Raw genomic sequence first — 22213 nt, 5'->3', positions numbered from 1 at the left:
GTCTATACCAATTGTTCATCCGGCGTTTGATCGCGCGTTATTGATTGGTCTAGACCAATGGGGCACGCTGGCTGCGTGCGAGTGATTGTGATTGGTGGCGGAATTCTGGGGACGGCTCATGCATGGGCGGCGATCGAACGCGGACACCATGTGGTGCAGCTGGAGCGTGAGGCCGAAGCGCGCGGGGCGACCGTCCGGAATTTCGGTCTGGTGTGGGTTTCAGGTAGATCGGTCGGGGAACTCGAGGTCGCGCAGCGGTCCCGCGACCTGTGGCAGAAGATCGCGAAATTGGTTCCGGGTATTGGTTTTCGCGCGGTGGGATCGGTCACGCTGTTGCGTACTCCCGAGGAGGTGGCGGTCGCCGAAGAGGTTATGGCCCGCCGTGACGCGGACGAGCGGGGGTTCACCTTGCTCGAATCCGAGGCAGTGCAACGGCACAACCCCGCATTGCGGGGCAAGTTCCTTGCCGGGCTCCATTGCGCGCGTGATGCGGCGGTGGAATCGCGGGTGGCTCTGCCCGCCATGCGGCTGCATCTGAAGGCAACCGGCCGCTATTCATTCTGGGCCGGCCGAGAGGCCCGTGGCATCGACACCACGTCCGACGGAGTCCGCGTCCGCACCGACGACGGCGAGATGCATCGCGCAGACGCGGTTGTGGTGTGTGCCGGGGCGACCCACGGCGGACTGACGCGAGAGCTGCTGGGCGAGTTCCCGGTTCGCCGGGTACGGCTGCAGATGATGCAGACTGCCCCGCTCGGCGAGGAACTGACCACGGCGGTCGCGGATGGTGACAGCCTGCGGTACTACCCGGCATTCGCGGGTAAGGCGCTTGACGCGCTCAACGCCGCGCAACTGCAGGAGCCCACCGCGGCCGAGCACAAGATGCAGCTGCTCTGCGTGCAACGGCTACACGGCGGGCTCACCATCGGTGACACCCATGAATACGCCGAACCGTTCGCGTTCGATGTTGACGAGGCTCCCTACCGTCACCTCATCAACACCACCGAGGAACTGTTGGGCCGCAAGCTCCCGCCGGTCGTGCGGCGTTGGGCGGGCGTCTACTCCCAGTGCACAGATCTGAACCAGATCGTCTACCGGAATCAGGCGGCGCCGGGGGTCTGGGTGGTGACCGGTCCGGGTGGCCGCGGAATGACGCTCGGTCCCGCCATCGGCGCGGACAGCGCCGACCTGATGAATCTCTAGCCCAGACGACCTTGAGGAAGGAAAAACAATGTCCGACATTCCTATTCGACTTGCCGTACTCGACATGGCCGGTACCACGGTGGCCGACGGCGGGTTGGTGCTGCAGGCATTCGAGACTGCCGCTACCGCCGGCGGTATCGAGGAGTCCGGTCCCGAAAGGGATCGCGCTCGCCAATACGTCATCGACACCATGGGGCAATCCAAGATCGTGGTGTTCCGTCACCTACTCGGTGACGAAGACAGGGCACAGCACGCAAACCGGACCTTTGAGGATGCCTACGATGCGCTGATCGGCGACGGCAATGCCCACCCGATCGACGGTGCCGTGGAGGCGATTTCGGCGCTGCGGGGTGCGGGTGTCAAGGTCGCGCTGACAACGGGCTTCAGCGCCTCGACCAAGGAAAAGCTGTTGGCGGCGCTCGGGTGGACCGAGATCGCGGACCTGACGCTGGCTCCGTCAGAAGCAGGTCGGGGAAGGCCATTCCCCGACCTGGTGTTGACAGCTGTGCTTCGCCTGGAAGTCAACGATGTTCGCGAGGTCGCGGTGCTCGGCGACACCGCGAGCGATGTGTTGGCCGGCCGTCGCGCGGGGGCACAGATCGTGGCCGGGACGCTTACGGGTGCGCATGATGCGGCCCAGCTCAGTACTGCACAGCCGACACACATCGTGCGTTCGGTTGGCGAGTTCGCCGACATCGTCTTGCGTCGGATCTGAAAGAAGCAGGCGTGAAGGACCTTCCGCGAATACGGACACGGATGCGGGCACTGGTGTGGGCGTCGGTCCTCATGCTTGCTGTCGCCGTGAGCGGGTGCGGCGGTACGGGCGGTGCAACCGGCCCCAGATCTGTCACCGTCTACAGCGCGGACGGGCTGGGGCAGTGGTACAAGGCCCGATTCGGGGAGTTCACCCACAACACGGGAATTTCGGTGAATCTCGTGGAGGCAGGTTCCGCCGAGGTGGTGTCCCGGGTGGCCAAGGAGAAGGCCAATCCGCAGGCCGATCTGTTGGTGACGCTGCCGCCCTTCATCCAAAAGGCCGCGGGCAGTGGACTACTCGTTGGCGCCGGGGTCGACTTCTCCGCGGTCGCCGAGAACAATCGGGACAAGGACGGCAGATACGTCGCCGTTGTCGACAACTACCTCACCTTCATCGCCAACCCCGCAGCGGCGCTGCGTGATGCGCGCTGGGACGACTTCCTTGATCCCCGATTCAAGGGCAAGCTCCAGTATTCGACGCCGGGGCAGGCGGGTGACGGAACCGCCATGCTGGTTCTTCTTCAGCACCTCATGGGCGATCAGGGCGCCCTTGACTACCTGGGCAAGCTGCAGCGCAACAACGTGGGACCGTCCAGCTCCACCGGCAAGCTTCAGCCGAAGGTCAGCAATGCCGAACTATGGGTGGCCAACGGGGATGTTCAGATGAACCTTGCCTCGATCCGTGAAGACCACTCCAATTTCTCGGTGTTCATTCCCGCGACCACAGACAGCGTCCGTTCCACGGTCTCCCTGCCGTATGTCGCCGGAGTCACCAACGGCGCACCGCATGTAGAGAACGCGAAGCAACTGCTGAACTACCTGCTGTCTGTACCCGTGCAGCAGACAGTGTCGCGCGAAGCGCTGGGCATGCCGGTGCGCCCCGACGTGAAACCCGAAGCGGGCCCCAACACACCGGCGAAAGTGCTGGAGGGAGTGAACATCTGGCATCCGGATTGGGACCAGGTGGTCGACACCCTTGATGCGTCATTGATCGCCTACCAGAAAGCAACAGGGAGCTGACATGGACAGCAGTGCCGAATTCGCCTCGCCCAAGCGGCTTGTCGGCGACGTTCTCGCGGGTAGTCCCACCGAATCAGCACAGCCCGGACGGGCCCAGACGCCTGCGCCCGCCATCACCTTCGACCACGTGACAGTCTCCTACGGCCGCGGTAAGAACAGATCGGACGCACTGCGAAACTTCAACCTGCGTATCGCCCGCGGTGAGACGGTCGCGCTGCTGGGGCCCAGCGGATCAGGAAAGTCCACCGCGCTCAAGGCACTCGCCGGGTTCGTGCGCCCTTCCTTCGGCACGGTTCGGTTGGACGGACGCGATGTCACAGATCTACCTCCGGCCAAACGGGGAATCGGGGTGGTGGTGCAGTCCTATGCGCTGTTTCCCCACATGCGGGTGCGCGACAACGTTGCGTTCGGGCTGCGGGCTCGCGGAACGAAGTCTGACCGTGTTGCGGCGCGCGTCGAGGAGGCGCTGGCGATGGTGAGCATGTCCGCGTACGCCGACCGCTATCCGCGCGAATTGTCCGGCGGCCAGCAGCAACGTGTAGCCATCGCACGCGCCCTGGCCATCCGGCCCCGGGTGCTGCTTCTGGACGAACCCCTCGCCGCGTTGGATGCTCAGCTGCGTCAATCGATGATTGCCGAGCTGCAGCAGTTGCAGCAGACCCTGTCGGATACCGCCATGCTTTACGTGACCCACGACCAGAGCGAGGCACTGGCGTTGGCCGACCGGATCGCCGTCATGCGTAACGCGGAGCTTGTTGATGTTGATACGGCTCAGAACCTTTGGGCACGGCCGCCCTCCGATTTCACCGCGGGCTTCCTGGGCGGCGCCAATTTGATCCCGTGCACGATAGGGCGGGTGTCGGGCGAGTCCGCGCTGGTTTCGGTGGGAGACAAGATGCTCAGCGTCGTGGCGCCGAAGCCCGAAATCGGCCGGGATCCCTGGGCGCCCGGCGCGAATGCGTTGATATGCGTGCGTCCGCACGCGCTCTCTGTGGTCGCCGCGACAGAGCCGGGTGCGTTGCGCGCACGGGTGGCCACACAGGTGTGGCGCGGGGCATCGACCAGGTTGTCGCTGGCGATAGACGGCTTTCCCGACCAGTTGATCGATGCGGACATGCCGGGACGCGGCGACTTCCCACCGGATTCGTGGGTAGGCGTGAAATTTCCGGAGCCGGCCGGAGTGCTCGTCACGGTTCCGGGGCAGCCGCGATGACCGCGATTCTTGAGCGCGCTGATCCGTTCGATGCACAACCACGACAGGATCCGCGGGCTACCGCACCCATGCTGTGGGCACTGCCACCGCTTCTGGTGGTGCTCGTCATCGTCGTCTACCCGCTGGTGCGCGTGCTGTCGAATTCCGTTGAAGGAAAGGGGAACAGCACCTGGACCGCGGTATTGGAATCCACGATGTTTCAGCGTGCCCTGCTGGCAACTGCGCAGATCGCTGTCCTCACCACCGTAGGCGCTTTGGTGCTGGGCACATTCATCGCCATTGTGTTGTCATTCGTGCCGTTTCCCGGATCTGAATTGGTAGGCCGGCTTATCGACACAGTCCTGGCGCTTCCTTCCTTTCTGATCACCCTCGCGTTCACGTTCTTATATGGCACTGCCGGCGCGGTCAACGCGGTGATCGCGACCATCTCGGGAGGCTCGCGACCGCTTGGATTTCTGTCCAGCCCCACCGGAGTGGTGCTGGCCGAGATCACCTTCTTCACCCCGTTTGTGGTGCGACCCTTGCTGGCCGCGTTCGCGACAGTCCCGCGCGAACAACTCGATGTCGCGGCCAGCCTGGGAGCCTCGCCGTGGCGAGTATTGGGCAAGGTGGTGATGCCGGAGGCCTGGCCGGCGCTGATGGCCGGCGGCAGCCTGGTGCTGCTGCTGGCGCTCAACGAATTCGGCATCGTGCTGTTCACTGGCGCAAAAGAGGTCGTGACCCTGCCCGTGCTGATCTATACCCGGGGAATTGTCACCTTCGATCTGCCCGGGGCTGCCGTCCTCGCGACCATTCAGGTGGTGCTCTCGCTCGCGCTATACGGCCTTTACCGGATCATCTTCTCGCGCATGCTGTCCGAGCGAGCGGCCACCCACCCGAAGGGGTTCTGACGTGCTGCTGTGGAACAGGCGGAGCAGATACATCCTGTGGACGGTCTTCGCGGTCGCCGTCACGGTGATTTTCGTCGCGCCGATTGCCACCGTGATACTCGCCGGATTCGCCGGCGAGTGGACGGGCCCCATGCCGTCGCAACTCGGCCTTGGCCGATTCGAAAAAGCCTTGGGTGGAGATGATCTCGCAAGTTTGGCGGTCAGCCTACAGACCGCGATCATTTCGAGTGGCCTTGCATTGATACTCGGTACCTGGGCCGCACTCAGCGTGCGCGAAGTGCCCTCATGGCTTCGGCGAACCGTGGACGCCGTCTTCCATCTACCGATCGCGATCCCTTCTGTGGCAATCGGCCTAGGGCTGTTGACCGCCTTCAACGAACGTCCCTTCTTGCTCGGCGGAACGAAATGGATTGTGATCGTTGCCCATACCGCGCTGGTACTGGCCTTCGCATTCAGTTCGGTTTCGGCAGCGCTGGAGCGTCTCGACCCGGCCTACCGTCACGTGGCGGAGTCGTTGGGGGCCGGGTCGGCGCGAGTTCTGAGGACCGTGACACTGCCGCTGCTGATGCCGTCGTTGGGTGCGGCGGCAGGGCTGGCCATCGCCCTGTCAATGGGCGAGTTGGGGGCGACGGTGATGGTGTACCCGGCCACCTGGCGAACCCTGCCGGTGACCATTTTCGGCCTCTCGGACCGTGGGCAAGTGTTTTCGGCCGCGGCATCGACGACACTGCTGCTTCTGGTCACACTGCTCGCGCTACTCCTGGTGGGCAGGGTTCGCGGGAAAGCGGCACTTCGATAGACAGCATCGTCTCCGACGCGTACGACACGCGATACGGTGTGACTTCTACTGGTACAGGTAAACGCTTTCGGCGGCGCAGGGCGGCCGATCCTTGCCCTCGATCTCGTACTTGATTCCGTACGTCGCCTCGACGGTGCCCTTGTCGCGCAGCTTGGCCGACAGCAGGGTGACGTGCCCGCGAACTCTCGCGCCCACATGCAGTGGTGCGGGGAATCGCACCTTGTTCACTCCGTAGTTGAGCACCGCGTCGTATGACGCAATCTCCAGAACCTCGTCCAGGAACGCCGGGGCAAGCGCGAGTGTGAGGTATCCATGCACGATGGTCCCCCCGAACGGGCCGGATTTGGCACGCTCGGTGTCGATGTGAATCCACTGCCGGTCACCCGTCGCGTCTGCGAACTCGTTGACCTGTTCCTGGGTGATCTGAACCCAACTGCTGGTACCCAATTCGACTCTGCCCAGGGACAGCAGCTCCTGTGGTGTCGCCAGCTTGGTGGACATACCGCGCGCTCCTCTTCGGGTCGTGGTGCCTGATCGCATTACCGACTCGTCACATCGGCTGGACTCTTCTTACCCGAGATCGCATGCCCGCCACGGGACAATGCGGAAATCCAAGCGAGCGCTGGATGCGGGTAAAGTTTGCCGATATGAGGTGGTCCGTACCGCTCGTCTTCGTGTTGCTGCTCGCGGCGACCGGCTGCCAACAGGGGGTCGACGGAGAGGCGACAGCGGAAAGGGGAGCCGGCTCGGCGGGGCCGATTCAACCTGCTCAGCTGGATCAACTCCTGACGCCGGCCCTGTCGTTGACCGTCACGCCGGGTAAGCCGCTGTTCGAAACCGACATGCAATCGGTGCTGTGGATCGGTGCCGATCCCGCGGAGTGTCAGGGGGTCGTCGGGTACGGCCGCCATCCGCTCTTTCCCACGAACTACACCGGGCGTGAGGCGCGAACCCAGACCGACAACCAATATCCCAACCAGCACCAACTTCTCGAGGTCTCGGCCACATACCCGGGTGATTTCCAGGCGACGAAGTTCTTGGACTCGGTCCGCACGACAGTGTCCAAATGCCAGCGTTCGGTCGCTGCCTGGGGCGATGACCAGAAACGTAACCTGGTCACGCCGGGCCCGGTGACTCCGAGCTCTCCGGACATGGTGCGATGGTCTACGAATCTTGCTGGTGATCAATGGGTTTGCGACTTCACCGTGATCGCCAAGGCGAACGTGATCTCGCAGCTCGTCACCTGTTCGCCGGATCGATCCATCGACAACCAAGCGCTGTCGAATCAGCGACTTCAGAAGATCGACGAGCTGCTGAACTCCAAGGCCTGAGCCCCAGTCAGGACGCTTCGCGGGCCGCGATGTCCTGGGCGAGCAGGTTTTCGGCCCGTTCGATGATGGCCTCGACAGTGAAATCGAAATTGGCATCGGAGATCGTCGCGATGGAATGACCGCGGACCGCCAGCTCGTGCAGGGTGGGGGCGAGGGTGGCGTTCGGCACCAGATTGCGCGCCTTACCGGACGCGGGCATGACGGTGTCCATGTGTTCTAGCACCACGACACCTCGGATATGTAAGGACAGCGCGAAGTACACGTCCAGGGCGTTGTCCGGGCTAAAGCCGACGCCGATCAGGGTCCGGACAAGTGACTCCAGGTTCTGAATGCTCGCCTGCAGGGCTTCATTGCTGAGCTCACTGGTGCGCATCAGGATGAGCTCGACCAGTACTGGGCGCTCGCGAAACGCTTGACGCATCCGGTGGGTGTGGCCGCGCAAGGCGTCCTGCCAAGTTTCGTCGCCAATGAACGGTGCGGCGAAGTGATACTGCTTGGTCGCGCGGTCCGTCATCGCGTCGAGCAGCTCACCCTTTTTGCGGAAGTACCAGTAGATACTGGTGACGCCGACGTCGAGATGCTTCGCTAGCAGCGGCATGCTCAGCCCACATATCCCAATTTCCTCGGCGAGCTCGAATGCTCCGGCGATGATGTCCTCGGCCGATATGGAGCCGCGGCGTCGCCGTTCCCGCTTGGGGCTTTGTGCGCTGGTCGTCGTGGCCTCGCGGCCGACACCGGCATGTCGCATGTGTAATCCTCGTCGTGCCCCCGTTGCGTAGCTCTGTCCCCGTCCTACCTTTGAAGGCCCTGATAGCAAGTTGGCAGGATACCGCAGAAACGTGGCAGTACGGTCGGCTCCCTGTCGTCGCCAGTTCGCTGCGCTGCTGCAGCAGGGCTGCTTCCGGGGATTTGCGCAACGGGATTGTCGCGCTTGGTGGCGCCGCCGTCTTGCCGTCGGACCTGTCTTGCTGATCTGGTAATACCCCTGTGCGGTGCGCCGACGTGCGGGCACCATTGACTTCCGGGCTGGCGGCATCAAGAAGGGTGTGGCAATGGCGATTGACAGGGATATCGACAACGACCAGGACAAGGAGTCAGGAGCCGGCTCAGCCGTAGCGTCGAAGCCCCCAAGGGCCGCGTGGTGGGTGAGGCAGTACACGTTCACGGGTACCGCGGTCGGCCTGGTCTTCCTCTGGTTGTCGATGACCCCGTCGCTGCTTCCGCGCGGCCCGCTGTTCCAGGCATTGGTGAGCGGGGGCTCGGGTGCGATCGGGTACGGGCTAGGCGTGCTGGCGGTATGGCTGGTGCGTTACATGCGGTCGAAGGACTCGAGTCCGAAGGCGCCGCCGTTCGCGTGGCGGATTCTCATCGTGATCGGACTCATCGGCACCGTCCTGATGATCGTCTGGTTCCACTTCTGGCAGGACCGTGTACGCGACCTGATGGGCGTGCCCAGACTGAGTTTCTGGGCACATCCGCAGACGGCAGTGATGTCGATCATCGTGCTGTTCGTTCTGGTGGAGATCGGCCAGCAGATTCGCCGGCTGATCCTGTTCCTCATCGCGCAGCTCGATCGTGTTGCCCCCAAACGCGTGTCCGCGGTGGTGGCCGTCACATTGGTGGTGGCTCTCGCGCTGGCGCTCATCAACGGTGTCGTCGTCAGGGTGGCGATGGATTTCTTGAACAACACCTTCTCGGCGGTGAACAACGAAGAGAGTCCGGACAATCCGGCACCGACCACGTCGCTGCGCTCGGGTGGTCCGGGTTCGTTGGTCTCCTGGGCGTCCCTCGGCAATCAAGGCCGGGCCTTCATCGGGGGCGGTGCCACCACGCGGCAGCTCTCGGCGTTCAACAATGCTCCGGCGACCGAACCGATCAGGGCGTATGCGGGTTTGGAGTCGGCCGATGGCATCAAGGCGACGGCCGAGCTCGCCGCGCAAGAACTCGAACGCGAAGGCGGCTTGCACCGCAAGGTGGTGGCGGTGGCCACCACAACAGGCACCGGGTGGATCAATCAAGCAGAGGCGGATGCCCTCGAATACATGTACAACGGCGACACCGCCATCGTCAGCATGCAGTACTCATTTCTGCCCAGCTGGCTTTCGTTCCTGGTGGACAAGGAGAACGCGCGTCAGGCGGGGCAGGCACTGTTCGAGGCCGTGTCGGCACGGGTCCGCGCCATGCCGGAGGCCGTGCGGCCCAAGCTGGTGGTGTTCGGGGAGAGCCTCGGATCGTTCGGCGGCGAGGCGCCGTTCTTATCGGTGAACAACATCGTGGCCCGCACCGATGGTGCGCTCTTCTCCGGTCCTACGTTTAACAACTCCATGTGGCTTGAGGCCACGCATAATCGTGACGACGGGTCGCCGGAGGTGTTGCCCATCTACGACAACGGTAGGAACGTTCGATTCGTCTCGCGCCCAGAGGATCTCAATCGTCCCGCTGATCCCTGGGGGCGTCCGCGCATCGTGTATCTGCAGCACGCCTCGGACCCCATCGCCTGGTTCAATCCCGATCTGATCCTCAGTAAGCCCGATTGGCTGCGCGAACCTCGCGGCTATGACGTGCTGCCGAGTATGCAGTGGATACCGTTCGTCACCTTCTTGCAGGTGTCCGCCGATATGGCGGTCGCGGTCAACGTTCCCGACGGGCATGGCCACGTCTACGTCAAGGCAGTCGCCGATGCGTGGGCCGCGATTCTGCAGCCACCCGGATGGACACCGGAAAAGACTGCGCGGCTGCGGCCGCTGCTGCACTCGGGGGCATAGCGGGCCGTCCGGCAGGGGCCGATATTCCGTACGGTGGCGGGGGTGAGCCACACCCTTGGGTCGAGCAACTACGTGACCACTGCCGACGGGCGCGCCTTGCACTACATGGTGGCCGGCCGCGGTGAACCGACCGTTGTCTTCGAATCGGGGATGGGCTTCTCGCGAACGGCCTGGGGCCTCGTACAACCCCTTGTCGCCCAGCGTTTTCGGTCGGTGGTCTACGACCGTGCGAACCTGGGGCGCAGCGATGACGATCGCCAGCCGCGCACGCTGGAACGAATCACCCAGGATCTGGATGCGCTGCTGGCGGCACTCGGTTCAGGTCCGTACATCTTGGTGGGCCACAGCTACGGCGGAACCATCGCGCTGGCCTCTACGGTGGCCGACCCGTCGCGCATCGCGGGCGTCGTTCTCATCGACCACTCTGACGAGAATCTCGATGCCTACTACCGTCCGGCATCGCGCGGCTTTCGGCTCGTTGGCGTACTTCACCGCGCGGCGCTCGATGCGATGGGCCGCGTGGGTGTGCTGCCACATCTCGTTCGCCGCATGATGCCCCGGATGCCGCGCGATGTCCTCGACGACATGGTGTCCGAAGACCTCACATCACGGGCCCGGCGTGCCGCCGACGAGGAGGACCGCCGGTTCGTCGCGGGGATGACCGGGCTGCGGGATAACCCGCCTGTCCTTGACGGCATCCCGGTCACCGTGATCTCGGGAGCGCGCGCGGAATTTCTCAATGAGGAGACACGATCGGAGCTGAACGCCGCGCATCAGCTGACAGCGCATCGGCTCGGGGCGCGCCATGTCGTGGCCCGTAAATCCGGGCATCAAGTGGTGCTCACCGAACCGGGTTTGATCGCCGACGAGGTGTTTCGGATCGCCGACGCTTAGGCGCCTAGGCGCCGATGTGTCGCATGTGACAAGCGTGGCTGCCGTGCTTGCTGGGGTGGTTGTCGTAATCTGAGGCCTGAGTTGTTCACGTGCTCGGAGCGGCCTGGTGAGGTAGCAGTGGTGTCCATATCCCGTCGGGATGTCCTCAGATATGCAGCTGCCATGCCGGCGGCGGTGGCGCTGGGCGGAGCAGCCGCTGCGGCGACAGCCCCATGGGCGAACGCCGAGTCACTGGGAACACTTGTCGACTACGCCGGAGGTATTCCCACTCCCGAGTCGATCAAGGCCGCAGGGCACCTCGGCGCTATTCGGTATGTGTCCGACCCACGTAGTCCCGGGTTGTCGGCGGGTAAACCGATCAGACTCACCGAGGCCCGCGATTTGTACCGGGCCGGCTTGAAGATTGTCTCCAACTATCAGTACGGCAAGCAGGACACCGCCGACTGGCTCGGCGGTCACGACGCGGGAATCAAGCACGCGCAGCGCGGTTGGCAGCTACACGTCGCCGCCGGTGGTTCCTACAACGTGCCGATCTACGTTTCGGTCGACGACAACCCGACCCCCGAGCAGTACAAGAATCAGGTGGCTCCGTACCTGAAGGCATGGGAGTCGGTGCTGGGGCATGCCCGCACCGGTCTGTACGGCAACTCCAAGACCATCGACTGGGCTCTGCAGGATGGACTGTGCTCGTATTTTTGGCAGCACAACTGGGGCAGCCCCAAGGGCTTTGTGCATCCCGAGGCGCACCTGCATCAGTTCGAGATCGACAAGCGGCAGGTCGGCGGAATCGGCGTAGACCTGAACAACATTCTCAAGCCCAGCTTTGGGCAGTGGGTCTAGGGCCTGACGCAGCGAACGCCTTGACGAGCCCGTGTGTCGTCGCACCGGCCTGGCGTGCCGTGCCCGAGGTGGACGGCATCCTTGGTGGGTGTGTGCTGACGCGACACGGGCCACTACGTCGCGAGCGCACCGGATGCTCTGTGGTCAGTGACTGGTGGAATGTCTCGGTTGATACCGAAACCGCTGACCCCGACGGGTATTGCTGAACCCCCAGGATGCTGGCCGATGCGGAGTCTCGTGTCCAGGCCTAGGTCGGTGAGGTCCGCGATCTTCGGTGCTGCCGGATGGAGGCGGTGTCCACACGGTCTGAGGTGTCGCTGGACAAACATCACCAGTCACACCCGTCACGCAAGTTGAAACCGTGTTTCAGTATCAGCAAACTTTCGGCACACGTTCTCAGTTTTGGGGGTTGTGACGGCCTTCTCGGAGCCGCCGGATGCGACACGCGCGAATGTGGTCGGCGCCACCTCAATCAAACATAACGATTAGATAACAATCCATGTCTGATCTGCGATGTTATACCTACTCGACCGTAACCACCTGCACGCAGCACGTTTGATTCGGCGGTTAGTAGCCAGCGGCTGGCCTGCTGTTACGTAAGCGGTGGTTACTCCCGCGTAGAACTCGGCAGTAACTATTACGTCAGAAGAAATCGCCACCCCTCTTATGACACTCTTAAATCCAGACCTGCGGTGATGGTGCAGATGGAACGTGCCACAACACGCCCCGATCGACAGAGACGACGACACGGGCGCGGCTGGAATCACGACTGACGGAAAAGACGGGTAGGCGGCGACGTGACGATCAATGAATACGACAAGGTGACCAGCTCTGAGGACCCCGACGCCAACGGTGCGGTCGATCCGGGTCCCGGTGCGGGTCCGGCGCTGATCGATCGTCTGGAGTCCGGTGAGCCCTACGCGGTGGCGTTCGGTGGCCAGGGCAGTGACTGGCTGGAATCTCTCGCGGATCTGGCGGCCTCGGCCGGCATCGAATCGGAGCTGGCCACCCTCGCCGGCGAGGCCGAGCTGCGGCTGGAACCCGTCGCCAAGGAACTGGTCGTGGTGCGTCCCGTCGGCTTCACACCACTCACCTGGGTGCGTGCACTGACCGCGGAAGAGCCCGTGCCCGCCGCCGCTCAGCTGACCTCGGCCGCAGTTTCCATGCCCGGCGTGCTGCTGGCTCAATTGGCCGCGATCCGCGCGCTGAAGATCCAGGGTCTGGATCTGGCCCAGCTGCCGCCGGTCGCCGTCATCGGACACTCGCAGGGCGTGCTGGCCGTCGAGGCGCTCAAGGCTCATGGCGCTCGCGATGTCGAGCTGCTGGCCATTGCTCAGCTGGTGGGTGCGGCGGCCACCTTGGTCGCACGCCGCCGCGGCATCGTGGTGCGCGGTAATCGCACGCCCATGGTGTCGGTGACCAATGTCGACCCAGAACGCATCAAGGCGCTTCTCGACGAGTTCGCTCAGGACGTTCGCACCGTTCAGCCGCCCGCGTTGTCCATCCGTAACGGGCGTCGCTCCGTCGTCATCACCGGTACGCCCGAACAGCTCTCGCGGTTCGAGCTGTACTGCGAGCAGATCGCCGAGCGTGAGACCGCCGAGCGCAAGGACAAGGTGCGCGGTGGCGCGGTGTTCAGCCCGGTCTTCGACCCGGTCGATGTCGAGGTGGGCTTCCATACCCCGCGCCTGGCCGACGGCGTCGAGATCGCCGGTCGCTGGGCGGCCGCGGCAGGCCTTGATGTCGAGTTGACCAAGGCACTGACCGAGTCCATCCTCGTCACCCCGGTCGACTGGGTGAATGACGTCAATCACGTCGCCGATGCCGGCGCTCGCTGGATCCTTGACCTTGGCCCCGGTGATCTCCTCACCCGCCTGACCGCCCCGGTCATCCGCGGCCTGGGAATCGGGATCGTGCCCACCGCCACGCGCGGCGGGCAGCGCAACCTGTTCATGCACGGTGCGGTACCCGAGGTTGCCCGGGCATGGACCTCGTTCGCGCCCACCGTGGTGTCGCTGCCGGACGGCTCGGTCAAGCTGTCCACCAAGTTCACCCGTCTTACCGGGCGTTCGCCGATCCTGTTGGCGGGTATGACGCCGACCACCGTCGATGCGAAAATCGTTGCGGCCGCTGCCAATGCGGGTCACTGGTCGGAGCTCGCCGGTGGTGGGCAGGTCACCGAGGAGATCTTCAGCGCCCGCATGCAAGAGCTCACCGGGTTGCTGGAGCCGGGTCGTCAGATCCAGTTCAACTCGCTGTTCCTCGACCCGTACCTGTGGAAGTTGCAGGTGGGTTCGAAGCGCTTGGTGCAGAAGGCTCGTCAGGCCGGTGCGCCGATCGACGGTGTCGTCGTCACCGCCGGTGTCCCAGAGCTGGAAGAGGCCGTCGCGCTTATCGACGAGCTCACCGAAATCGGCTTCAGCCACATCGTCTTCAAGCCGGGCACTGTCGAGCAGATCCGCTCGGTGGTGCGCATCGCGGCCGAGGTTCCGACCCGGCCGATCATCATGCACGTCGAGGGTGGCCGCGCGGGCGGACACCACTCATGGGAGGACCTCGACGACCTGCTGCTGGCCACCTACTCGGAGCTGCGTTCGCGCTCCAACATCACCGTGTGCGTCGGTGGCGGCATCGGAACTCCGGAGCAGGCCGCCGAGTACCTCAGTGGCCGTTGGGCATTGAAGTTCGGATTCCCGCTCATGCCGGTCGACGGCATTCTGGTTGGCACCGCGGCCATGGCCACCCTGGAGGCCACCACCTCGCCGTCGGTCAAGCAGATGCTCGTCGAGACCCAGGGCACCCCGGAATGGGTGCCCGCCGGAAAAGCGCAGGGCGGCATGGCCTCCGGGCGCAGCCAGCTGGGCGCCGACATCCACGAGATCGACAACGCAGCCTCGCGCTGTGGCCGCCTGCTTGACGACGTGGCCGGTGACGCGGATGCCGTGGCCAAGCGCCGCGACGAGATCATCGCCGCGATGGAGCTGACCGCCAAGCAGTACTTCGGCGACGTCACGGAGATGACGTACGCGCAGTGGCTGAACCGGTATGTGGAACTGTCCATCGGTGACGGCGACAGCACCGCCGACACCGCCGTGGCGCATTCGCCGTGGCTGGACATCACCTGGCGGGATCGGTTCGAGCAGATGCTCAAGCGTGCCGAAGCCCGGCTGCACCCCAAGGACTTTGGGCCCGTCGAGACCCTGTTCGTCGACGAGGCCTTGCTGGAGCGCCCGGCCGATGCCATCGCGGCCCTGCTGCAGCGCTACCCGGAAGCCGACGCCATCAAGCTGCACCCGGCGGACGTGCCCTTCTTCGTCGCGCTGTGCAAGACCCTCGGCAAGCCCGTCAACTTCGTGCCCGTCATCGACAAGGATGTGCGCCGCTGGTGGCGCAGTGACTCGCTGTGGCAGGCGCACGACGCCCGCTACACCGCCGAGCAGGTGTGCATCATTCCTGGCACCGCCGCGGTTGCCGGGATCACCCGGGTCGACGAGCCGGTGGGCGAGCTGCTGAACCGGTTCGAACAGACCGCTATCGACGAGGTCGTCGCCACCGGCGTCGAACCGCTGCCGGTGCGCACGCGCCTGCGTCGCCGCTGGGATGTCGAGGGCCCGTTGGCGACAGTACTGGACGCGCCAGATGTGCTGTGGTCCGGACGTATTGCCGTCAACCCGGTGCATCGGATCGCTCCCGACGGAGCCTGGCAGGTCTTCGAAGACCGCACCGCTTCACATCCTTCGACCGGCGCCCGTCTTGAGGTCACCGGCGACGACTCGGTGCGTCTGAGCGTCCCGTTGTCGGGTACCTGGGTCGACATCGACCTGACGTTGCCCGTCACCACGCGAGACGGTGGCACCCCGGTGGTGACCACCGAGGCGGCGGCCGCCGCCATGCGGACCGTGCTCGCGGTCGCAGGCGGGTTCGACGATGCAGCGGGCCCGGCGTCATTGGTCGAGAACGGGACCGCACGTGTTGTCGCGCAGTGGGATCCGGAGCGCGTCGCTGACCACACCGGCGTTACCGCGGTGCTGCCCGCGCCATTGGCCCCCGGATCGTCCACCGTGCCGGACGCGCTGGTCGGCCTGTGCTGGCCGGCCGTGTTCGCCGCCATCGGCGAGGCCAAGACCGAGGACGGAACCGGCGTAATCGAGGGTCTGCTCTCCCTGGTGCACCTGGACCACGCCGCGCACCTGCTCTCGGCGCTTCCTGCCGAAAGCGCCGAATTGACCGTCACTGCAACAGCTTCTGCTGCCACCGACACCGAGGTCGGCCGGGTCGTCCCCGTCGACGTCACCGTGGCGACAGCCGACGGCACCGTGTTGGCGACCCTGCGGGAGCGGTTCGCCATCCTCGGGCGCAACGGCGCAGCCGAGCTGACCGACCCGGTCCGGGCCGGCGGTGCGCTCTCCGAGCACGAGGTGGATACCACTCGTCGCCGTCGTCGTGACGCCAAGATCTTCGCGCCGACCGACATGCGGGCGTTCGCGGTGGTTTCGGGCGATCACAACCCGATTCACACCGACAAGTCGGCCGCGCTGCTGGCCGGGCTGGGATCGCCGATCGTGCACGGCATGTGGCTCTCGGCTGCCGCACAGCACGTGGTCACCTCCGCGGACGGCTCCAGCACCCCGCCGCGCACGCTCATCGGCTGGACGGCTCGTTTCCTGGGCATGGTGCAGCCGGGCGACCAGGTTGATGTGCGCGTGGATCGTGTCGGAATCGATTCCGGCGCAGAGGTTGTAGAGGTCCAGGCCAAGGTCGGCACCGATCTGGTGATGTCGGCGACCGCACGCCTCGCCGCGCCCAAGACGGTCTACGCGTTCCCGGGTCAGGGCATTCAGCACAAGGGCATGGGTATGGACGTGCGTTCGCGTTCCAAGGCCGCCCGCAAGGTCTGGGACAAGGCCGACAAGTTCACCCGTGAGCGCCTCGGCTTCTCGGTGCTGCACGTCGTGAAGGACAACCCGACGAGTCTCATCGCCGGCGGCGTGCACTATCAGCACCCCGAGGGCGTGCTGTACCTGACGCAGTTCACCCAGGTGGCCATGGCTACCTTGGCTACCGCGCAGATCGCCGAGATGAAGGAATCCGGGTCGTTCGTGGAGGACGCGATCACCTGTGGTCACTCCGTCGGTGAGTACACCGCGCTGGCCACCGTCAGTGGGGTCATTCCACAGGACGGTCTGCTCGAGGTGGTTTTCCACCGCGGGTCGGCGATGCACGACATCGTGCCGCGAGATGAGCAGGGGCGCAGTAACTACCGACTGGCGGCGATCCGTCCGTCGCAGATCGGGCTAGAAGACGCCGACGTCCAGGCGTTCGTCGCCGATATCGCGGCGCATTCCGGAGAGTTTCTTCAGATCGTGAACTTCAACCTGCGGGGTTCGCAGTACGCGATCGCCGGCACGGTGCGCGGCCTTGAGCTGCTGGAGGCCGAGGTCGAGAAGCGGCGCGAGGCGTTCGGCGGCCGCCGCTCCTTCATCATGGTGCCGGGTATCGATGTGCCGTTCCACTCCGAGGTGCTGCGGGTAGGCGTTGCCGAGTTCCGCCGTTCCCTCGAGCGAGTTCTGCCCATGGATGGCGATCCGAACCTGATCATCGGCAAGTACATCCCGAACCTGGTGCCCAAGCCGTTCACCTTGGATCGCGAGTTCATCCAGGAGATCCGGGATCTGGTTCCGGCCGAGCCGCTCGATGAGGTGCTCGCCGACTACGACACGTGGCGTAACGAGAAGCCGGTGTTGTTGTGCCGCAAGGTGCTTATCGAGCTGCTGGCATGGCAGTTCGCCAGCCCGGTGCGGTGGATCGAGACCCAGGACCTGCTGTTCACCGAGGAGGCCGCGGGCGGTCTCGGTGTGGAGCGGTTCGTCGAGGTTGGCGTGAAGTCGATGCCGACGGTCGCCGGTCTGGCCAACAACACCCTGAAGCTGCCCGAGTTCAGCCACAGCTCGGTCGAGGTGCTCAACGTCGAACGCGACCATGCGGTGCTGTTCGGCACGGACAGTGATCCGGAACCCGAGCCCGAAATCGAAGAACCCGTGGAGAACACTGCGGCTTCCTCCGCATCCGCCGAGGCGGCTCCGGCTCCCGCTGCCGCCCCCGCGGCGCCGAGCGGCGGTCCGCGTCCGGACGACATCGGGTTCGATGCCTCTGATGCGACGCTGGCCTTGATCGCGCTTTCGACGAAGATGCGCATCGACCAGATTGAGCCGGTGGACTCCATCGAGAGCCTCACCGACGGTGCCTCTTCGCGCCGTAACCAGTTGCTGGTCGACCTGGGCTCCGAGCTGAACCTGAGCGCCATCGACGGTGCCGCGGAAGCGGATCTGTCCGGATTGCGGGTGCAGGTCACCAAGTTGGCGCGCACCTACAAGCCATTCGGCCCGGTGCTCTCGGACTCGATCAACGATCAGCTCAAGACCGTCTTCGGGCCGTCGGGTAAGCGCCCCACCGCCATCGCCGAGCGGGTCACCAAGACGTGGGAACTCGGCCCGGGCTGGGTCAAGCACGTCACTGTCGAGCTGTCCCTGGGTACCCGTGAGGGCACCAGCGTCCGGGGTGGCGACCTCGGTGGCTTGGCCCCCAGCACGCTGGCGGATGGCAATGCCGTGGATGCCGCGATCGATGCTGCCGTTGCCGCGGTGGCAGGCCGTCGCGGTGTCGGTGTGTCGCTGCCGTCGGCGGGTGGTGGCGCCGGTGCGACCGTCGACGCTGCCGCGCTGAGTGAGTTCACCGATCAGATCACCGGCCGCGAGGGCGTTTTGGCCTCGGCTGCCCGTCTGGTGCTCGACCAGCTGGGCCTGTCGGCTCCGGTCGTGACTCCCGATGGCGCTGCCGATACCGAACTCGTCGAGCTGGTTTCTGCCGAATTGGGTTCGGACTGGCCGCGTTTGGTGGCGCCGAGCTTCGATGCCAAGAAGGCAGTGGTGTTCGACGACCGCTGGGCCAGTGCTCGTGAAGACCTGGCGCGGTTGTGGATCACCGAGGAAGACGAGATCGACAGCCAGTGGGCACATTTGGCCGAAAGCTTTGAAGGTGCCGGGCATGCCGTCGGCACGCAGGCCAATTGGTGGCAGGGCAAGTCGCTGGCGCAGGGCCGCAATGTGCACGCCTCGCTGTACGGTCGCATCGCCGCAGGTGCCGAGAGCCCCGATCAGGGCAAGTGGGGCGGCGAGGTCGCGGTAGTGACCGGTGCGTCCAAGGGCTCGATCGCCGCCTCGGTGGTGGCCGCGCTGCTCTCCGGCGGTGCGACGGTCATCGCGACCACCTCGCGTCTTGACGAGGCCCGGTTGGTGTTCTACCGCAACCTGTACCGCGAGAGCGCACGGTTCGGCGCCAAGCTGTGGGTGGTGCCGGCGAACATGGCCTCGTACGCCGACATCGACGCGCTGGTGCAGTGGGTGGGCACCGAGCAGTCCGAAAGCCTTGGGCCGATGTCGATTCACCTCAAGGATGCGCAGACCCCGACGCTGCTGTTCCCGTTCGCCGCACCGAAGGTGGTCGGGGATCTGTCGGAGGCAGGGTCGCGTGCCGAGATGGAGATGAAGGTGCTCCTGTGGGCCGTGCAGCGGCTCATCGGCGGCCTGTCGGCCATCGGTGCCGAGCGCGACATCGCCTCGCGTCTGCACGTGGTGCTTCCCGGTTCGCCGAACCGCGGCATGTTCGGCGGCGACGGCGCGTACGGCGAGTCCAAGGCGGCTCTCGATGCGCTGGTCACCCGCTGGAAGGCGGAATCGTCGTGGGCGTCGCGAGTCAGCTTGGCGCACGCCCTGATCGGCTGGACCCGCGGCACCGGGCTGATGGGTCACAACGACGCCATCGTCACCGCCGTCGAAGAAGCCGGAGTCACCACGTACTCCACCGCGGATATGGCCTCGATGCTGTTGGCGCTGTGCAACGCGGAGGCGCGCGTGCAGGCCGCACAGGCGCCGGTGGAGAAGGATCTCACCGGCGGGCTGGCCGAGGTTGAGCTCGATATGGCCGAGCTGGCCGCCAAGGCCCGTGAGGACATGGAGGCCAAGGCCAAGGCCGAAGCCGCAGCGACGTTCGATGAGGAGGATGACCCCAACTTCATTGCGGCACTGCCTTCTCCGCCGCGGGGTTACACCTCGACGCTGCCGCCTGAGTGGGCCGACCTCGACGTCGACCCCGCGGACCTGGTGGTAATCGTCGGTGGTGGTGAGCTTGGTCCGCTGGGCTCCTCGCGTACCCGCTACGAGATGGAGGTTGACGACGAGCTGTCGGCGGCCGGCGTCCTGGAGCTTGCCTGGACCACCGGACTGGTCAAGTGGGAGAACGACCCCGAGGCCGGTTGGTATGACACCGAAACCGGTGAGCTGGTTCCCGAATCGGAATTGGTAGAGCGTTACCACGACAAGGTGGTCGGCAACATCGGTGTCCGCGAGTTCGTGGACGACGGTGCGATCGACCCCGATCACGCGTCGCCGCTGTTGGTTTCGGTGTTCCTGGACAAGGACTTCACCTTCACGGTGTCCACCGAGGCTGAGGCCCGCGAGTTCGTGAAGTGGGATCCCGAGCACACCACCATCCAGCCGTTGCCCGATGGCAGCGACTGGCAGGTGACGCGCAAGGCGGGTACCGAGGTTCGCGTGCCGCGCAAGACCAAGCTGTCGCGGACCGTCGGTGCACAGATCCCGACCGGTTTCGATCCGACCGTGTGGGGAATCACCCCGGACATGGTCAGCTCCATCGACCGGGTGGCGCTGTGGAACATGATCGCCACCGTGGACGCGTTCCTGTCGGCGGGCTTCACCCCGACCGAACTGATGCGTTGGGTGCACCCGAGCCTGGTGGCCAACACACAGGGCACCGGCATGGGTGGCATGACCTCGATGCAGACCATGTACCACGGAAACCTGTTGGGCCGTAACAAACCGAACGACATCCTGCAGGAAGTACTGCCGAACGTCGTCGCCGCGCACGTGGTTCAGTCATACGTCGGTTCCTATGGCGCGATGATCCACCCGGTGGCGGCCTGCGCCACCGCGGCGGTGTCCGTCGAGGAAGGTGTCGACAAGATCCGGCTCGGCAAGGCGCATCTGGCGCTGGCCGGCGGGTTCGACGACCTGACGCTGGAAGCCATCATCGGCTTCGGTGACATGGCCGCGACCGCCGACACCGAGATGATGCGGGCCAAGGGCATTGCGGACAAGCGGTTCTCGCGGGCCAATGACCGCCGTCGCCTCGGCTTCGTGGAGGCGCAGGGTGGTGGCAGCGTGCTGCTGGCGCGCGGTGACCTGGCCCTGAAGATGGGCCTGCCGGTGCTGGCCGTGGTGGGCTACGCCCAGTCGTTCGGTGACGGTGTGCACACCTCCATCCCGGCGCCGGGCCTGGGTGCGCTGGCCGCTGGGCGAGGTGGCAAGGATTCGGATCTGGCGCGCGCGCTGAACAAGCTGGGCGTCACCGCCGATGACATCGCCGTCATCTCCAAGCACGACACGTCCACGCTGGCCAACGATCCCAATGAGACCGAGCTGCATGAGCGGCTCGCGGCCTCGCTGGGTCGCTCGGATGGTGCGCCGCTGTTCGTCATCTCGCAGAAGAACCTGACCGGCCACGCCAAGGGTGGTGCCGCGGTGTTCCAGATGCTGGGCCTGTGCCAGGTGCTGCGCGACGGGGTCATCCCGCCGAACCGCAGCCTGGACTGTGTCGACGACGAGTTGTCCACCAGCCAGCACTTCGTGTGGTTGCGGGAGTCGCTGCCGCTCAAGGAGAAGCTGCCGCTGAAGGCGGGCCTGGTGACGAGCCTCGGCTTCGGTCACGTGTCGGGTCTGGTGGCACTGGTGCACCCACAGGCGTTCATTGCCTCGCTGCGCCCGGAGGATCGTGCTGACTACGAGAAGCGTTCGCGTGAGCGTATTCTCGCCGGCCAGCGCCGTCTGGCCTCGGCCATGGCCGGTGGCCGGCCGATGTACGAGCGGCCGGACGGTCGTCGCTTCGACCACGATCACGACGAGTCGGAGAAGCGTCAGGAAGCCGCGATGCTGCTGGATCCGGGTGCGCGTCTCAGTGAAGACGAGGTCTACCACCGGTGATTGTCGGTATCGGGATCGACCTAGTGACCATCTCCGAGTTTGGAGAGCAACTAGCCAGTCCCGGGACGGCTTTCGGGTCCGCGTTCACGCCAGGGGAGCGGCGTGACGCGGCCTCGAAGACCGGTGGTGAGGCACGGTACCTGGCGGCTCGATGGGCGGCCAAGGAAGCAGTCATCAAGGCGTGGTCGGGGTCGCGGTATTCGCAGCGGCCGGTGTTGCCGGAGAACATCCACCGGGACATCGAAGTCGTGACAGACACCTGGGGCCGCCCGCGTATCCGGCTTTCCGGGGCGATCGCCGAGTACCTGGCGGATATGACGATGCACGTGACCTTGACGCATGACGGTGACACCGCAGCGGCGTTCGTCGTGCTCGAGCAGGAGGGCGAAGCCTCCTCGTAGCGGCGGGCCGCCGGTGGGATGCGGTGCCGTCTGTTAAGAAGTGCCT

General features: G+C 65.1%; 14 protein-coding genes. 12 read left to right on the top strand and 2 right to left on the bottom strand.

Going from position 1 to position 22213, the window contains the following annotated elements; translation table 11 throughout:
• The first annotated feature begins 75 nt into the window (after positions 1-75).
• From BKG76_RS02665 to BKG76_RS02640, 6 genes are read left to right on the top strand one after another with little or no spacing between them, the layout of a single operon-like run.
• Positions 76-1203: a TIGR03364 family FAD-dependent oxidoreductase gene (locus BKG76_RS02665; RefSeq protein WP_070935727.1), complete on the top strand. Its 1128-nt coding sequence runs from the start codon at positions 76-78 to the stop codon at positions 1201-1203.
• A gap of 28 nt (positions 1204-1231) precedes the next feature.
• The gene (locus BKG76_RS02660) at positions 1232-1918 is read left to right on the top strand and encodes a phosphonatase-like hydrolase (protein ID WP_070935725.1); all 687 of its coding nucleotides are present in this window, start codon (positions 1232-1234) and stop codon (positions 1916-1918) included.
• Between the two features lie 41 nt (positions 1919-1959).
• Entirely contained in the window at positions 1960-2979 is a 1020-nt protein-coding gene (locus BKG76_RS02655; protein ID WP_070936817.1) for a 2-aminoethylphosphonate ABC transporter substrate-binding protein, read from the top strand.
• Between the two features lies 1 nt (position 2980).
• Positions 2981-4192, top strand: coding sequence for an ABC transporter ATP-binding protein (locus BKG76_RS02650; protein ID WP_070935723.1), 1212 nt, complete (start codon positions 2981-2983; stop codon positions 4190-4192).
• A complete protein-coding gene (locus BKG76_RS02645; RefSeq protein ID WP_083337889.1) occupies positions 4189-5082 on the top strand; it encodes a 2-aminoethylphosphonate ABC transporter permease subunit in 894 nt (297 codons plus the stop codon). Before BKG76_RS02650 ends, BKG76_RS02645 begins: the two co-directional genes overlap by 4 nt.
• 1 nt (position 5083) lies before the next feature.
• Complete coding sequence (locus BKG76_RS02640; protein WP_070935721.1) at positions 5084-5881, top strand: ABC transporter permease; 798 nt, start codon at positions 5084-5086, stop codon at positions 5879-5881.
• A gap of 45 nt (positions 5882-5926) precedes the next feature.
• On the opposite strand, the gene BKG76_RS02635 is transcribed toward BKG76_RS02640, so the two are convergent.
• Positions 5927-6382, bottom strand: a complete 456-nt coding sequence (locus tag BKG76_RS02635; protein ID WP_070935719.1) for a MaoC family dehydratase — start codon at positions 6380-6382, stop codon at positions 5927-5929.
• Between the two features lie 83 nt (positions 6383-6465).
• On the opposite strand from BKG76_RS02635, the gene BKG76_RS02630 reads away from it, so the two are divergent.
• Positions 6466-7212, top strand: coding sequence for a sensor domain-containing protein (locus BKG76_RS02630; protein ID WP_083337888.1), 747 nt, complete (start codon positions 6466-6468; stop codon positions 7210-7212).
• Positions 7213-7219: 7 nt separating this feature from the next.
• Here the strand turns inward: BKG76_RS02630 and BKG76_RS02625 are convergent, their stop codons facing one another.
• The gene (locus BKG76_RS02625) at positions 7220-7960 is read right to left on the bottom strand and encodes a TetR family transcriptional regulator (protein ID WP_070935717.1); all 741 of its coding nucleotides are present in this window, start codon (positions 7958-7960) and stop codon (positions 7220-7222) included.
• 265 nt (positions 7961-8225) lie between these two features.
• Here BKG76_RS02625 and BKG76_RS02620 point away from each other — a divergent pair, with 265 nt between their 5' ends.
• The 5 genes from BKG76_RS02620 to acpS all read left to right on the top strand — a co-directional run bounded on the left by BKG76_RS02620 (position 8226) and on the right by acpS (position 22167).
• Positions 8226-9977 (top strand): alpha/beta hydrolase, encoded by a 1752-nt coding sequence (locus BKG76_RS02620; protein WP_070936814.1) that lies wholly within the window; start codon positions 8226-8228, stop codon positions 9975-9977.
• Between the two features lie 72 nt (positions 9978-10049).
• Positions 10050-10871, top strand: coding sequence for an alpha/beta fold hydrolase (locus BKG76_RS02615; protein WP_070936813.1), 822 nt, complete (start codon positions 10050-10052; stop codon positions 10869-10871).
• Between the two features lie 117 nt (positions 10872-10988).
• Positions 10989-11711 (top strand): DUF1906 domain-containing protein, encoded by a 723-nt coding sequence (locus BKG76_RS02610; protein ID WP_070935715.1) that lies wholly within the window; start codon positions 10989-10991, stop codon positions 11709-11711.
• A 797-nt stretch (positions 11712-12508) separates the two neighbouring features.
• A complete protein-coding gene (locus BKG76_RS02605; protein WP_070935713.1) occupies positions 12509-21766 on the top strand; it encodes a type I polyketide synthase in 9258 nt (3085 codons plus the stop codon).
• Positions 21763-22167 carry a holo-ACP synthase AcpS gene (gene acpS / locus BKG76_RS02600; RefSeq protein WP_070935711.1) on the top strand — a complete coding sequence of 135 codons (405 nt, stop codon included), beginning with the start codon at positions 21763-21765 and terminating at the stop codon, positions 22165-22167. The genes BKG76_RS02605 and acpS overlap by 4 nt, the downstream gene beginning before the upstream one ends.
• Positions 22168-22213 lie beyond the last annotated feature (46 nt).

This window comes from Mycobacteroides franklinii (assembly GCF_001853795.1).
GTDB classification, from domain to species: Bacteria; Actinomycetota; Actinomycetes; order Mycobacteriales; family Mycobacteriaceae; genus Mycobacterium; species Mycobacterium franklinii.
This window is presented reverse-complemented; position numbering and strand designations above follow the sequence as displayed.

Bases quoted from the DNA above. Each gene is read 5' to 3' on its own strand.
- BKG76_RS02660 (WP_070935725.1), top strand. From the start codon at position 1,232: ATGTCCGACATTCCTATTCGACTTGCCGTACTCGACATGGCCGGTACC.
- BKG76_RS02655 (WP_070936817.1), top strand. From the start codon at position 1,960: ATGCGGGCACTGGTGTGGGCGTCGGTCCTCATGCTTGCTGTCGCCGTG.
- BKG76_RS02650 (WP_070935723.1), top strand. From the start codon at position 2,981: ATGGACAGCAGTGCCGAATTCGCCTCGCCCAAGCGGCTTGTCGGCGAC.
- BKG76_RS02645 (WP_083337889.1), top strand. From the start codon at position 4,189: ATGACCGCGATTCTTGAGCGCGCTGATCCGTTCGATGCACAACCACGA.
- BKG76_RS02635 (WP_070935719.1), bottom strand. From the start codon at position 6,382: ATGTCCACCAAGCTGGCGACACCACAGGAGCTGCTGTCCCTGGGCAGA.
- BKG76_RS02630 (WP_083337888.1), top strand. From the start codon at position 6,466: ATGCCCGCCACGGGACAATGCGGAAATCCAAGCGAGCGCTGGATGCGG.
- BKG76_RS02625 (WP_070935717.1), bottom strand. From the start codon at position 7,960: ATGCGACATGCCGGTGTCGGCCGCGAGGCCACGACGACCAGCGCACAA.